This is a genomic window from Hoeflea sp. Naph1, from assembly GCF_046837775.1.
In the GTDB taxonomy this organism is placed as follows: Bacteria; Pseudomonadota; Alphaproteobacteria; order Rhizobiales; family Rhizobiaceae; genus Hoeflea.
Genome location: NZ_CP177286.1, coordinates 1,276,602 through 1,290,252, shown reverse-complemented (window position 1 = coordinate 1,290,252; position 13,651 = coordinate 1,276,602). Strand labels below are relative to the sequence as shown.

The window sequence follows — 13,651 nt, the reverse complement described above, 5'->3', positions numbered from 1 at the left end:
GCGCTACCACAATGAAACCAGATTCAGCGCCTGAAGGAACATGAGATGACGCTTTATGCCGCCCTGACCGCCACTCGCCCCGAAAAGATGGCCACCGCAGCGCTTGTCGCGCTTGCCGGATCGATGCTGCTGACGCTGTCGGCCAAATTCGCCATCCCGTTCTATCCGGTGCCGCTGACCATGACGACCTTCGTCGTCATCGGGCTCGGCCTGGCGCTGGGACCGCGGCTCGGCACGGCGGCTGTCGCTCTCTATCTGCTTCAGGGTGCAGCCGGTCTGCCGGTGTTTACCGGCACTCCGGAAAAGGGTCTGGGGCTCCTCTATATGGCGGGACCGACCGGCGGCTACCTCCTGGGATTCCTGCTGGCGGCCTTCGTTGCCGGCACGCTGGCCGAACGCGGCATGGACCGCTCGCCGCTGCTGGCGTTCGTAGCCGCGCTTTTCGCCGGGGCAATCATCTATCTGCCCGGCCTGTTGTGGCTCGGCACGCTGCTTGGCTGGGACAAGCCGATTCTGGCCTGGGGCCTGATGCCGTTCATCCTCGGTGACCTCGCCAAGGCGGCGCTTGCGGCGATGGTGTTTCCGGCGGCCTGGTCGATGATTTCCAGGGAGGGAGGCCTCTGATGCGCGACATTATTGCAGAGGTTGAGCAGCGGCGCGAACAGGCCCGGCTTGGCGGCGGACAGAAGCGCATCGATGCACAGCACGCCAAGGGCAAGCTGACGGCGCGCGAACGGCTCGACGTGCTTCTCGACGAGGGATCGTTCGAGGAATACGACATGTACAAGACCCATCGCTGCACCGATTTCGGCATGGCCGAAACGACGGTGCCGGGCGACGGGGTGATTACCGGCTGGGGCACCATCAATGGCCGCCCCGTCTACGTGTTCTCCCAGGATTTTACCGTGTTCGGCGGCTCGCTGTCGGAAACCCATGCGGAGAAAATCTGCAAGGTGATGGATCTGGCGGTGCAGAACGGTGTGCCGCTGATCGGCCTCAATGATTCCGGCGGGGCCCGCATCCAGGAAGGCGTAGCCTCGCTCGGCGGCTATGCCGAAGTGTTCTGGCGCAATGTCCAGGCCTCGGGCGTGATCCCGCAGATCTCGGTGATCATGGGCCCGTGCGCGGGCGGTGCGGTGTATTCGCCGGCGATGACCGACTTCATCTTCATGGTGAAAGACACAAGCTACATGTTCGTGACCGGTCCGGACGTGGTAAAAACCGTCACCAACGAAATCGTCACCGCCGAAGAACTTGGCGGCGCCTCGACCCATACCAAGAAGTCTTCCGTCGCCGACGGGGCCTACGACAACGACGTCGAGGCACTGATCGAAATTCGCCGGATGTTCGATTTCCTGCCGCTGTCGAGCCGCGAGCAACCGCCGGTGATCCCCACTGCGGACGCGCCGGACCGGATCGAGGATGCGCTGGATACGCTTATTCCGGACAATCCGAACAAGCCCTACGACATGCGCGAAGTCATCGCCCGGGTCGGCGACGAAGGTGATTTCTTCGAGATCCAGGGCGACCACGCCAGGAACATTCTCTGCGGCTTCATCCGCCTTAACGGCTCGACCGTCGGCGTCGTTGCCAATCAGCCGATGGTGCTGGCTGGCTGCCTCGATATCGATTCCTCGAAGAAAGCCGCGCGCTTCGTGCGCTTCTGTGACGCCTTCAACATTCCGATCCTGACGCTGGTCGACGTGCCTGGCTTCCTGCCCGGCGTCAGCCAGGAATATGGTGGCATCATCAAGCACGGTGCGAAACTCTTGTTTGCCTATGCAGAGGCCACCGTGCCGAAGGTCACCGTGATCACCCGCAAGGCCTATGGCGGCGCTTATGACGTGATGAGCTCCAAGCACATCCGCGCCGACGTCAACTATGCCTGGCCGACGGCGCAGATCGCGGTGATGGGGGCCAAGGGCGCGACCGAGATCCTGTATCGCTCGGAACTGGGCGACCCGGACAAGATCGCCAAGCGCACCGCCGATTACGAAGACCGCTTCGCCAACCCGTTCGTCGCCGCCCAGCGCGGCTTCATCGACGAGGTGATCATGCCGCACTCGACGCGCCGCCGCGTGGTCCGCGCGTTTGAAATGCTGAAAACCAAGAAAGCCACCCAACCCTTGCGCAAGCACAACAACATTCCGTTGTGAGCCACCACACCACCCAGAGGACCACGCCATGAAGATCACCCGCGCAGGATCGACGCCTTCGGCCAAGGGGCCGGAAGATTACTTCACCGGCACGGTGCGGCTCGACAAGCTGGTTGCTGCGGAAGCGCCGGGGCGGGTTCAGGGCGCGTCGGTGACGTTCGAGCCGGGCGCGCGGACCGCCTGGCACACGCACCCTCTGGGGCAGACGATCATTGTCACCTCCGGCCTCGGCCGGGCCCAGCGCCAAGGCGGGCCTGTGGAGGAAATCCGGCCCGGTGACGTGGTCTGGTTTGCCGCTGGCGAAAAGCACTGGCATGGCGCAGCAGCCGAGGTGGCGATGACCCATATCGCCATTCAGGAAGCGCTCGACGGGGTGGCTGTGGACTGGCTGGAGAAGGTGGAGGATGCGGATTATCTCGGCTAATCGGCAAAACGGCGGGCGCTCACGCGTTTTTGACCGGAAAACCGGTGTGCTCGACGGCTGCAATTCTTGCCTGTCCGGCCTATATCTTCCGGTGAGACAATTCTCGCCAAAAAGGACCAGATTTTTATGACTGATGAAACCACGTTCCCGCCCGAAAACAACCTGCCCGCCGGCTATCAACCCGCGAAAGTGTGGGAATGGAAGCAAGGCAATGGCGGCAAATTCGCCAATATCAACCGCCCGATCTCCGGACCGACCCACGACAAGGAACTGCAGGTCGGCAAACATCCGCTGCAGCTCTACTCGCTGGCAACGCCGAATGGCGTCAAGGTGACGGTGATGCTCGAGGAGTTGCTCGCCGCCGGTCATTCGGGCGCGGAATACGACGCATGGCTGATCAATATCGGCGAAGGCGACCAGTTCGGATCGGGCTTTGTCGAGATCAATCCGAACTCGAAGATTCCGGCGATGGTCGACCGTTCGACTCCGAAGCCGACGCGGCTGTTCGAAAGCGGCTCGATCCTGTTGTATCTCGCCGAGAAATTCGGCGCGTTCCTGCCCAAGGACCCGGCCAAGCGCACCGAGGCGCTCAACTGGCTGTTCTGGCAGATGGGCTCCGGGCCGTTCCTGGGCGGTGGCTTCGGGCATTTCTATGCCTATGCGCCGATGAAGATCGAATATGCGATCGACCGCTTCGCCATGGAGGTCAAACGTCAGCTCGACGTGCTCGACAAGCGATTGGCCGACAATGAATTCATGGCGGGTGACGAGTATTCGATTGCCGACATGGCAATCTGGCCTTGGTACGGCGTGCTCACGCAAGGCACGATTTATGGCGATGCCGCCACCTATCTCGATACCGAAAGCTACACCAACCTCATCCGCTGGACCAAGCAGATCGCCGAACGCCCCGCGGTCAAGCGTGGCCGCATGGTCAACCGCACCTTTGGCGATCCCGCCGAGCAGTTGCATGAGCGTCACGATGCCAGCGATTTTGATCTGCGCACGCAGGACAAGCTGGAAGCCCGTGAGAAAGGCGCTGCCTGATGGCAAAACTACCCGAAATGACCAAGCATCGCGGTATCCCGTCCGGCCTGCCCGGCACGGGGTTCCAGTTCACCATTCGCCGGGCCAACCCGCGCGGGGTGACGGCGATCATCGCCCGGCGGCGCATGGCTGACCGGACGCCGACGGAAAAGCTTGCTGATACCGCGTTTCTGCACGCGCTGTGGCACAAGTTCGGCGATGAGCCGTTCGAGCGCGGCAATCTTGATGCAGGCCGGATCAGCTGGCTGTTCGGTCGTGAAATCGTGGCCGCGGAAGACCCTTTCGATGCGCAATCCTACTCGGCCCTGCTGCAAATAGACGAGCGCACGGGGCGGGCAAATTACCCCGACGCGTTCGAGGACGTACTCGAGGTATGACGACGTGAACGACTGAGCATACTCTCCCCCATGAAAGGGGGAGAGGCGCGAACAGGCATCCGGAAGAATGGACGCCTGCAATACCCCGGGTACGGCCCGGGCAAGATGACTGGAAGTCATGGGCCGCAGGTCCATCAGCGGGGGTAGAAGTACATGTTTCCCAAGATCCTGATCGCCAATCGCGGTGAAATTGCCTGCCGGTTGATCAAGACCTGGGCGCTCACTGTCGGACTTGCGATCATGATCATGTCTGCGGGAACGGAAAACGGATACTCGCTGGAGATCCCGATGTGGGAAGGTGTGACAAAATCCGAGCAGCAGCTACAAGCCGACCAAGACCTCATCGAGGCGGCTCGTCAAAAGACCGGTGGGAAGCTGGATGCCGCCGCGCGTCGTGGCGTTCAGTTGGCCTGGCAAGCGATCGCAAAAGGCGATGCGGAAGGTGCAATTCGCAGACTGAATCAGGCTTGGCTGATCAATCCAAAACGGGGCGACATTTATTGGGCTTTTGGAGTGGCTACCGCTATCCGCGGTGACGCGCTTGCGAAGGTGGATCGCTATTTTGGCAGAGCGGAATCCATCATTGGCCCCGAAGTGAGGCTCTATTCCGACTGGGGCCGCAGCCATGAAGAGCACCAGAGTCCAAATAGGGCAAAGCAGCTTTTCCTCAAGGCTCTTGACCTCGATCCAAACCACATAGAGGCGCATGTCGGCATGGTTCGCGTTGCAAAGCAGCAAAGCGATTCCAAACTGGCTCGCCATCATATTAAAATTTTGAAAGGGCTGGGGCGCTAATGTTTTCCAAAATCCTGATCGCCAATCGCGGTGAAATTGCCTGCCGGGTCATCAAGTCGGCACGCGCCATGGGCATCAAGACAGTGGCGGTCTATTCCGACGCCGACCGCAATGCCGTGCATGTCGAAATGGCCGACGAGGCCGTGCATATCGGGCCGCCACCGGCCAACCAGTCCTACCTGATCCCCGAGAAGATCATCGAAGCCTGCAAGCAGACCGGCGCGCAAGCGGTGCATCCAGGCTACGGGTTTCTCTCCGAGCGCGCCTCGTTCTGCGAAGCGCTGGAAGCCGAAGGCATTGCCTTCATCGGCCCGAAGGTCAAAGCCATCGAGGCGATGGGCGACAAGATCACCTCCAAGAAAATCGCCGCGGAAGCCGGCGTTTCGACCGTGCCCGGCCACATGGACCTGATCGACGACGAGGCCCATGCGGCCAAGATCGCCGCCGAAATCGGCTATCCGGTGATGATCAAGGCCTCGGCCGGCGGCGGCGGCAAGGGCATGCGCGTGGCCTGGAACGATGCCGAGGCGCGCGAGGGGTTTTCCCGCTCGAAATCGGAAGCGGCAAGCTCGTTTGGCGACGACCGGATCTTCATCGAGAAGTTCATCGAGGAGCCACGGCATATCGAGATACAGCTGATCGGCGACAGCTTTGGCAATGTCATCTATCTGGGCGAACGCGAATGCTCGATCCAGCGACGCAACCAGAAAGTGGTCGAGGAAGCACCCTCGCCTTTCCTTGACGCCGAAACCCGCAAGGCGATGGGGGAGCAATCGGTGGCGCTGGCCAAGGCGGTTGACTACCAGTCAGCCGGTACCGTCGAATTCATCGTCGACAAGCATCGCAAGTTCTATTTCCTGGAAATGAACACACGGTTGCAGGTGGAGCACCCGGTGACCGAACTGATCACCGGCATCGATCTGGTCGAGCAGATGATCCGGGTCGCAGCCGGCGAGAAGCTGTCGTTTAGCCAGGCCGATGTGAAACTGGATGGCTGGGCGGTGGAAAGCCGGCTCTATGCCGAAGACCCCTACCGCAATTTCCTGCCCTCGATCGGCCGGCTGACACGCTACCGGCCGCCGCAGGAAGGCACCATCGGCGACATCACCATCCGCAACGACACCGGCGTGACCGAGGGCTCGGAGATCTCGATGTTCTACGACCCGATGGTCGCCAAATTGTGCACCCATGCGCCGACACGGCTTGAAGCGGTTGACGCCATGGCCGATGCGCTGGACCGGTTCGAAGTCGAAGGTATCGGTCACAACCTGCCGTTCCTGTCGGCGCTGATGCAGCATCCGCGCTGGCGCGAGGGACGGCTGTCGACCGGTTTCATCGCCGAGGAATATCCCGACGGCTTCGGCCCGGTGCCGCCGACCGAGGCAGTGGTCGAGCGCTTCGCCATCGCTGCCCTGCTGCTCAGCCACATTCACGACAAGCGCAACGCCAAGATCTCCGGCGCGCGCTTCAACCAGGCTGAAAAACGCGCCCATGAGGACAAGGTGGCGCGCGTCGCCGGCCATGAAATCAACGGCCATATCGATGACAGCAACGGCGGCTACATGGTGCGCCTGTCGAGCCGCGAGGCAATGCGGGTGTCGACCGACTGGACGCCCGGCGCGCGGCTTGCCAATGTCACCATCAACGGCACCGGATACGCCATCAAGGTGGAACCCGCCGACGCCGGCTGGCGGCTGAGGCAACTGGGTGTGGACGTCAAGGTGCAGGTGTTCAGCCCGCGGATTGCGGAACTGGCCCGGCTGATGCCTGAAAAGGTGGCGCCCGACACCTCGAAATTCCTGCTCTGCCCAATGCCCGGCCTGATCGTCTCGATTGCCGTGAGCGAGGGCGACGAAGTGCAGGAAGGCCAGACGCTGGCGGTGGTCGAGGCGATGAAGATGGAAAACGTGCTGAAGGCCGAGCGCAAGGGCACGGTCTCCAGCATCCCGGTCAAGGCAGGCGACAGCCTTGCCGTCGACGAGATCATCATGGAGTTCGCGCAATGACCAAGACCAAACGCGACTGGCTCGAGCTTGCCACCAAGGATCTCAAGGGCAAGCCGATCGAGAGCCTCAACACGGCGACTCCCGAAGGCATCACGCTGCAACCGCTCTACACAGTGGAAGACCTGCCTGAACAGGCAGCCAGCGAGCTGCCGGGGTTTGCGCCGTTCACCCGTGGGGTGCGCGCCACCATGTATGCCGGCCAGCCCTGGACCATCCGCCAATATGCGGGGTTCTCGACGGCGGAAGAGAGCAACGCGTTTTACCGCAAGAACCTCGCTGCCGGCCAAAAAGGCCTTTCAGTCGCCTTCGATCTGGCCACCCACCGGGGCTATGATTCCGACCATCCGAGGGTCACGGGCGATGTCGGCAAGGCCGGCGTGGCAATCGATTCCGTCGAGGACATGAAGATTCTGTTCGACGGCATTCCGCTCGGCGAGATGAGCGTGTCGATGACCATGAACGGGGCGATCCTGCCGGTGCTGGCGATGTTCATCGTTGCCGGTGAGGAACAGGGCGTTGACCGCAAGGCACTTACCGGCACGGTGCAGAACGACATCCTCAAGGAATTCATGGTTCGCAACACCTATATCTATTCGCCGGAACCGTCGATGCGGATCGTTGCCGACATCATCGAGTTCACGGCCAAGGAAATGCCGAAATTCAACTCGATCTCGATTTCCGGCTACCACATGCAGGAAGCTGGCGCGACGCTGGCGCAGGAACTGGCCTACACGCTGGCCGACGGCATGGAATATGTCCGCGCGGCGATGGCCAAGGGTCTTGATGTCGACGCCTTTGCCGGCCGGCTGTCATTTTTCTTCTGCATCGGCATGAACGTGTTCATGGAGGCCGCCAAGCTGCGCGCGGCGCGTCAGATGTGGTCAAAGATCATGACCGACTTCGGCGCCAAATCCGAGCGCTCGAAGATGCTCCGCACTCATTGCCAGACATCGGGCGTGTCGCTGACCGAGCAGGATCCCTACAACAACGTGGTGCGCACCGCGTTTGAAGCCATGGCCGCCGTGCTTGGCGGCACCCAGTCGCTGCACACCAATTCGTTTGACGAGGCAATCGCGCTGCCGACCGAATTCTCGGCCCGCATTGCCCGCAACACGCAGCTGATCCTGGCGCATGAGACCGGCATCACCAATGTCGTCGATCCGCTCGGCGGCTCCTACTATGTCGAGAAGCTGACGGCTGATCTCGCCGAGAAAGCCTGGGAGCTGATCGCAGAGGTCGAGGCGCTTGGCGGCATGACCAAGGCTGTCGAGCAAGGCCTGCCGAAGATGCGCATCGAGGAGGCCGCAGCCCGCCGGCAGGCACGGATCGACCGGGGCGAGGATGTGATCGTCGGCGTCAACCGGTTCCGGCTCGACGACGAACCGCAGGTCGACATCTTGAACATCGACACCGACAAGGTGCGCGCCGGCCAAGTGGCGCGGCTCAAGAAAATGCGCGACAGCCGCGATGGCAAGGTGCACCAAGCAGCCCTTGCGGAACTGGAAAAAGTCGCCGCGTCCGGCAAGGGCAACCTGCTTTCGGCCGCTGTCGATGCGGCGCGGGCGCGGGCTTCGCTGGGCGAGATTTCCGACGCCATGGAGCGCGGCTTTGGCGGCCGCCACCGCGCCGTGACGCGGGTGATCAGTGGCGTCTATGAGGACGCTTACGGCTCCGATCCGGAATACCAGGCGATCCGCGAGCGCATCGCCGATTATACCACCGAGAAAGGCCGGGCGCCGCATGTGCTGGTTGCCAAGATGGGCCAGGACGGCCACGACCGCGGCGCCAAGGTGATCGCCACGGCGTTTGCCGACATGGGCTTCAAGGTGGACCTCACCGACATGTTCGAGACGCCTCAGGAAGTCACCGAGAAGGCGATCACACTCGGCGTCGACGTGGTCGGCGTGTCATCGCTGGCGGCAGGCCACAAATCGCTGGTGCCCGACCTGATCAACCGGCTTAAGGACAAGGGCCGCGCCGACATTCAGGTGGTGGTCGGCGGCGTCATCCCCGAACAGGATTACGCATTCCTGCGCGAAGCCGGTGTGGCCGAAATTTTCGGCCCGGGCTCGAATGTGCTGGATGCCGCCAACGCCGTGCTGGCGCGGGTATCGGGGCTGAAGCGGAATATCTGAGGAGCAAGTCACCTTCCTTCTCCCCTTGTGGGAGAAGGTGGATACGGGCGTTCCGTGAACGCCCGTAGACGGATGAGGGGTGCTGTCAAGCTCACCGAGCAGCGTCACGCCCCCCAGGTCCGCTCCAGCAGCGCAACCCAGTTCTTCCGAGCGATCTTTTCGATCAGACCTTCGCCATATTGCCGCTCCCGCATCTGCCCGATCAGCGCCTGGACGCCGGTGACGTCGCCGATCACGTCGGGGAGTTCGGCGCCGTCGAAATCGGAGCCGAAACCGACATGGTCTTCGCCGAGCTTGTCGACCAGATGATCTAGATGGCGCATCACCGGATCCCAGCCGCAATCGGTTGCCTTGCGGCCGTCGTCGCGCAGGAACAGGGTGGCGTAATTGAGCCCCACCATACCGCGGCTCTCGCGGATCATCGCCAGCTGACGGTCGGTGAGGTTGCGGGTCGAGGGCGTAACCGCGTGGGCGTTGGAATGGGTGGCGACCAGCGGCGCATCCGACAGACTTGCGATATCGTCAAAGCCCTTCTCGTTGAGATGCGACAGATCGATCATTATCCTGAGCTCGTTGCAGACCTTGACCAGTTGCTTGCCGGCATCGGTCAGGCCCGGGCCAGTGTCGGGGTCGCCGGGAAAGCGGAACGGCACGCCGTGGCCGAAGATTGTCGGCCGGCTCCACACCGGGCCGAGCGACCTCAACCCCATGGCGTGGAACGCGTAAAGCGCATCGAGATCGGCGCCAATGGCTTCCGCGCCCTCCATGTGCATGATTGCGGCGATGGTGCCATCGGCCATGCAAGCATGCAGATCGGCGGTACTGCGGCAGATCTTCAGGGCGCCGGCAGCGGCGCGCTCCATCCACATCAGGTGGCCTGCCATGGCGAGCGCGATATGCTGGGTTTCACTCGCCGTCATCAGGCCGGGCAGCGGCAAATCATACGGCGGGGCGTCCATCATCGCCTCATGATCAGGTGCGTTGTCCTCCGGCGGCGAGGGGATGTAGATGGCGAAAAAGCCGCCGGCAAATCCCGCCTTCTGCATTCGCGGCAGGTCGAGATGGCCCTCCTGCCCGGCTCCAAGCCACAATTCCTCGCGCCGCTCCGGCGTTCTCAACAGGCGCAAGAGAAAATCATTGTGACCATCAATGAAGGGCACATTGGGCATGGGGGACATGGGTGGCTCCGTTCAGTTTTGCCGGGCGGGGTCGCGGGTAAACCCCTCGCTGGCTGTCAGTAGATTGCGTGTGTAATCGTCTTTGGTGGCGTGCGCCTGCAGCTGCTCGCGGGTCAGTTCCTCGACCACCTCGCCGCCCTGCATCACCACAAGACGATCGCACATATGCGAGACCACCGCCAGATCATGGCTGACCAGCACATAGGTCAGACCGCGCTCGGCGCGCAGGCGATCGAGCAGGTTGAGCACCTCGGCCTGGATCGAGGCGTCGAGTGCCGAGGTCGGCTCGTCGAGCAGGATCACCTTCGGCTCCAGGATCAACGCCCGGGCGATAGCGACACGCTGGCGCTGACCGCCGGAAAGCTGATGCGGATAGCGAAAGCGGAATCCAGCCCCAAGGCCGACATCGTCAAGCGCCTGCTCGACGCGCTGCTCGCGCCGGTCGAAGTCGTGAATGGCCAACGGCTCGGAAAGCACCCGGTCAATGGTATGGCGCGGGTGCAGCGAGGCGTAGGGGTCCTGAAACACCATTTGCACGCGGCGGTAAAAATCAGCATCGCGAGGTTGGGTCAGCGGCTCGCCGTCAATTAGAATACGCCCGCCGGTGACCGGCGCCAGACCGCAAATGGCGCGTAAAACGGTGGATTTTCCGGACCCGCTTTCGCCGACAATGCCGAAGCTTTCTTCTTCCTCGACGGAAATAGAGACGCCGCGCAACGCATGCACCAGGCGGTCGGCGCCGCCAAATGTGACTTCAAGATTTTCTATCTCCAGCAGCACCGCATCACCCTTCGTTGAGCCAGGCGGCATCGCGCGCCAGCACCGGCAACGGCCGTTGATCACCGGCAATTTTGGGCAGGCAGTTGAGCAGGCCCTGGGTATAGGGATGGCGGGCCTCACCGAGCTTGCTGGCGTCGAGTTCCTCGACCACCTGACCGGCATACATCACCAGCACCCGATCACAAAAGGTCGAAACCAGTTGCAGGTCGTGGCTGATGAAGATCAGGCCCATGCCGCGCTCGCTGACCAGCCGGTCGAGAATCCGCAGAACTTCGATCTGGACGGTAACATCCAGCGCCGAGGTGGGTTCATCGGCAATCAGCAGATCCGGCTCGGTGACCAGCATCATGGCGATCATCGCGCGTTGGCCCATGCCGCCGGAAAGCTCGTGCGGATAGGCGGCCATCACCCGCTCGGGATCACGGATCTGCACCGCCTCCAGCATGGCCACCGATTTGTCACGCGCCTCGGAGCGGCCGCCGTGCAGCTTGACCGCTTCCATTATCTGCTTGCCGATGGTCATCACCGGATTGAGCGAGAATTTCGGATCCTGCATGACCATCGACATCCGCGCCCCGCGCAAGGCCCGCCATTGCATGGCATCGGCTTGGCGCAGGTCTATGCCGTCGAATTCGAGCTTGTCGGCCGTGGCTGTGCCGGTGGCGGGCGTCAGACCCAGGATGGCGCGACCGGTTTGGGACTTGCCGGAGCCGCTTTCGCCGACGATGCCGAGTCGTTCACGGCCGAGGCTGAAGCTGACACCGCGGACCACTTCCACCGGACCTTGCCGCGAGGGAAACGAAATGCGCAGGTTCTCGACCGTCAGCAGCGGGCTCATTTGGCGGCCTTCGGGTCAAGCACGTCGCGGAGACCATCGCCGAGCAGATTGAACCCCAGCGAAACCACGAAAATGGCGATACCGGGCATGGTTGCCACCCACCAGTAATCGATGAGGAAGCGGCGCCCGCCGGCAATCATCGCGCCCCATTCGGGCTGCGGCGGCTGGGCGCCAAGGCCGAGAAAACCAAGGCCTGCAGCGGTGAGGATGATGCCGGCCATGTCGAGGGTGACGCGGATGATCACCGACGACAGGCACAGGGGCGTCACATGGCCCCAGATGATGCGCAGCGAGGAGGCACCCTGCAGCCGGATGGCGTCGATGTGCTCGGCATTGCGGATGGTCAGGGTTTCGGCGCGGGCAAGCCGCGCGTAGGGCGGCCAGGAGGTGATGGCGATGGCGATGATGGCATTTTCGATGCCCGGCCCAAGCGCTGCGACAAAGGCCAGCGCCAAGATCAGCCGTGGAAAGGCCAGGAAAATGTCGGTGATCCGCATCAGCACGGTGTCGAGCCAGCCGCCATAATAGCCTGAAGTGGTGCCGACCAGAAGCCCAATCGGCGTGGCGATGATCGCCACCAGCGCCACCACCATCAGCGTCAGCCGGGCGCCATGGACGACGCGGCTGAAAATATCACGGGCGAGATCATCGGTGCCCATCAGGTGAACCATTGATGGCGGCAGCAGCCGCGCCGTGCGCAGATCTCCTCCAAGAACCGGATCAAAAGGGGCGATGACATCGGCGAAGATGGCGATCAGCACCAGCAGCACGACAATGGTCAGCCCGACCATGCCGAGCCGGTTTGAGCGGAAAGCAAGCCAGGTGCGCCAGGCCTGACCGATGCGGGCCTGGCCGCGCGAAGCCGGCTGCTCGCTCAGCAGCCATTCTCTGAAGCCTTCGCGTTCAGGTGTGGCGGTCATGTGCGCCTCCTGACCCGGGGATCGAGCAGGGTGTAGAGAAAATCAGACAACAGGTTGAGGCCGACAAAAATGATGCCGATCAGCAGGGTGCCACCAAGCACTGCGTTCATATCGGCGTTCTGCAGGGAATTGGTGAGATACTGCCCCAGACCCGGCCAGGCAAACACGGTTTCGGTCAGGACCGAGCCCTCCAGCAGGCCAGCATAGGACAGCGTAATCACGGTGACCAGCGGCACGGCGGCATTCCTGAGCGCATGCACCCAGATGATGCGCCATTCAGCCACGCCCTTGACCCGGGCGGTGACGATGTATTCCTGCGCCAATTCGTTGAGCATGAAGCTGCGGGTCATGCGGGCGATATAGGCCATCGAATAATAGCCCAGCAGCGCTGCCGGCAGGGCGATGTGGGAAACCACATTGCGAAACGCATCCCACTGGCCCTGCATGGCGGTGTCGAGCAGAAACAGTCCGGTGGTCGGGGTAAAGGCATATTCATAGGAAATGTCGATGCGCCCGGGACCGGCGACGAGGCCCCACTTGGCGTAAAATATCAAAAGCCCGACCAGGCCGAGCCAGAAGATCGGCGCCGAATAGCCGATCAGGCCCAAAATCCGCACCACCTGATCTGCCAGTTTGCCCTGCCGCACCGCCGCCCAGACACCAACAGGCACGCCGAAAAGTGTGCCGATGATGATCCCCACCGTGGCGAGTTCCAGGGTGGCGGGAAAGGCCCGGGCGATATCATCAATGATCGGCTTTTTGGTCAGAAAACTCTCACCGAAATCGCCGGTTACGGCTTTTTCGACATAGAGCGCGAACTGCACATAGAGGGGCTGATCAAGCCCGAGTTCGACAAAGGCCTTGTCGTAGGTCGATTGCGAGGCGCGGTCGCCGACTACAGCAAGCACCGGATCAACGGGAACCACCCGGCCGATCAGGAAGGTAACAACCAACAGGCCAAGGATCGTGAATGCCACGGTCGCTGCCAGCCGCAT

Annotated in this window: 13 protein-coding genes; 8 read left to right on the top strand and 5 right to left on the bottom strand. The window is 62.3% G+C overall.

Annotated features, from left to right (window positions below):
* The first annotated feature begins 45 nt into the window (after positions 1 to 45).
* The 8 genes from ACK6D9_RS06090 (at position 46) to scpA (ending at position 8,940) form a co-directional block, all read left to right on the top strand.
* On the top strand, positions 46 to 624 hold the full coding sequence (locus ACK6D9_RS06090; protein ID WP_412051009.1) for a biotin transporter BioY: 579 nt from the start codon (positions 46 to 48) through the stop codon (positions 622 to 624).
* Complete coding sequence (locus ACK6D9_RS06085) at positions 624 to 2,156, top strand: acyl-CoA carboxylase subunit beta (RefSeq protein WP_412051008.1); 1,533 nt, start codon at positions 624 to 626, stop codon at positions 2,154 to 2,156. The genes ACK6D9_RS06090 and ACK6D9_RS06085 overlap by 1 nt, the downstream gene beginning before the upstream one ends.
* A gap of 28 nt (positions 2,157 to 2,184) precedes the next feature.
* Entirely contained in the window at positions 2,185 to 2,580 is a 396-nt protein-coding gene (locus tag ACK6D9_RS06080) for a cupin domain-containing protein (RefSeq protein WP_322989414.1), read from the top strand.
* A gap of 126 nt (positions 2,581 to 2,706) precedes the next feature.
* Positions 2,707 to 3,627 (top strand): glutathione-dependent disulfide-bond oxidoreductase, encoded by a 921-nt coding sequence (gene yghU, locus ACK6D9_RS06075; RefSeq protein ID WP_412051007.1) that lies wholly within the window; start codon positions 2,707 to 2,709, stop codon positions 3,625 to 3,627.
* The gene (locus tag ACK6D9_RS06070) at positions 3,627 to 4,004 is read left to right on the top strand and encodes a hypothetical protein (RefSeq protein ID WP_322989412.1); all 378 of its coding nucleotides are present in this window, start codon (positions 3,627 to 3,629) and stop codon (positions 4,002 to 4,004) included. Before yghU ends, ACK6D9_RS06070 begins: the two co-directional genes overlap by 1 nt.
* 153 nt (positions 4,005 to 4,157) lie before the next feature.
* Complete coding sequence (locus tag ACK6D9_RS06065; RefSeq protein WP_412051006.1) at positions 4,158 to 4,799, top strand: hypothetical protein; 642 nt, start codon at positions 4,158 to 4,160, stop codon at positions 4,797 to 4,799.
* Positions 4,799 to 6,805 (top strand): acetyl-CoA carboxylase biotin carboxylase subunit, encoded by a 2,007-nt coding sequence (locus ACK6D9_RS06060; protein WP_412051005.1) that lies wholly within the window; start codon positions 4,799 to 4,801, stop codon positions 6,803 to 6,805. The genes ACK6D9_RS06065 and ACK6D9_RS06060 overlap by 1 nt, the downstream gene beginning before the upstream one ends.
* Positions 6,802 to 8,940, top strand: coding sequence for a methylmalonyl-CoA mutase (gene scpA / locus ACK6D9_RS06055; protein WP_412051004.1), 2,139 nt, complete (start codon positions 6,802 to 6,804; stop codon positions 8,938 to 8,940). The genes ACK6D9_RS06060 and scpA overlap by 4 nt, the downstream gene beginning before the upstream one ends.
* A 104-nt stretch (positions 8,941 to 9,044) precedes the next feature.
* On the opposite strand, the gene ACK6D9_RS06050 is transcribed toward scpA, so the two are convergent.
* The 5 genes from ACK6D9_RS06050 to ACK6D9_RS06030 are packed head-to-tail and all read right to left on the bottom strand — an operon-like array spanning position 9,045 to position 13,651.
* The gene (locus tag ACK6D9_RS06050) at positions 9,045 to 10,118 is read right to left on the bottom strand and encodes a dipeptidase (protein ID WP_412051003.1); all 1,074 of its coding nucleotides are present in this window, start codon (positions 10,116 to 10,118) and stop codon (positions 9,045 to 9,047) included.
* Between the two features lie 12 nt (positions 10,119 to 10,130).
* A complete protein-coding gene (locus ACK6D9_RS06045; protein WP_412051002.1) occupies positions 10,131 to 10,928 on the bottom strand; it encodes an ABC transporter ATP-binding protein in 798 nt (265 codons plus the stop codon).
* Complete coding sequence (locus ACK6D9_RS06040; RefSeq protein ID WP_267655144.1) at positions 10,903 to 11,736, bottom strand: ABC transporter ATP-binding protein; 834 nt, start codon at positions 11,734 to 11,736, stop codon at positions 10,903 to 10,905. Before ACK6D9_RS06040 ends, ACK6D9_RS06045 begins: the two co-directional genes overlap by 26 nt.
* Entirely contained in the window at positions 11,733 to 12,656 is a 924-nt protein-coding gene (locus ACK6D9_RS06035) for an ABC transporter permease (RefSeq protein ID WP_267655143.1), read from the bottom strand. Before ACK6D9_RS06035 ends, ACK6D9_RS06040 begins: the two co-directional genes overlap by 4 nt.
* The gene (locus ACK6D9_RS06030; protein WP_267655142.1) at positions 12,653 to 13,651 is read right to left on the bottom strand and encodes an ABC transporter permease; all 999 of its coding nucleotides are present in this window, start codon (positions 13,649 to 13,651) and stop codon (positions 12,653 to 12,655) included. Before ACK6D9_RS06030 ends, ACK6D9_RS06035 begins: the two co-directional genes overlap by 4 nt.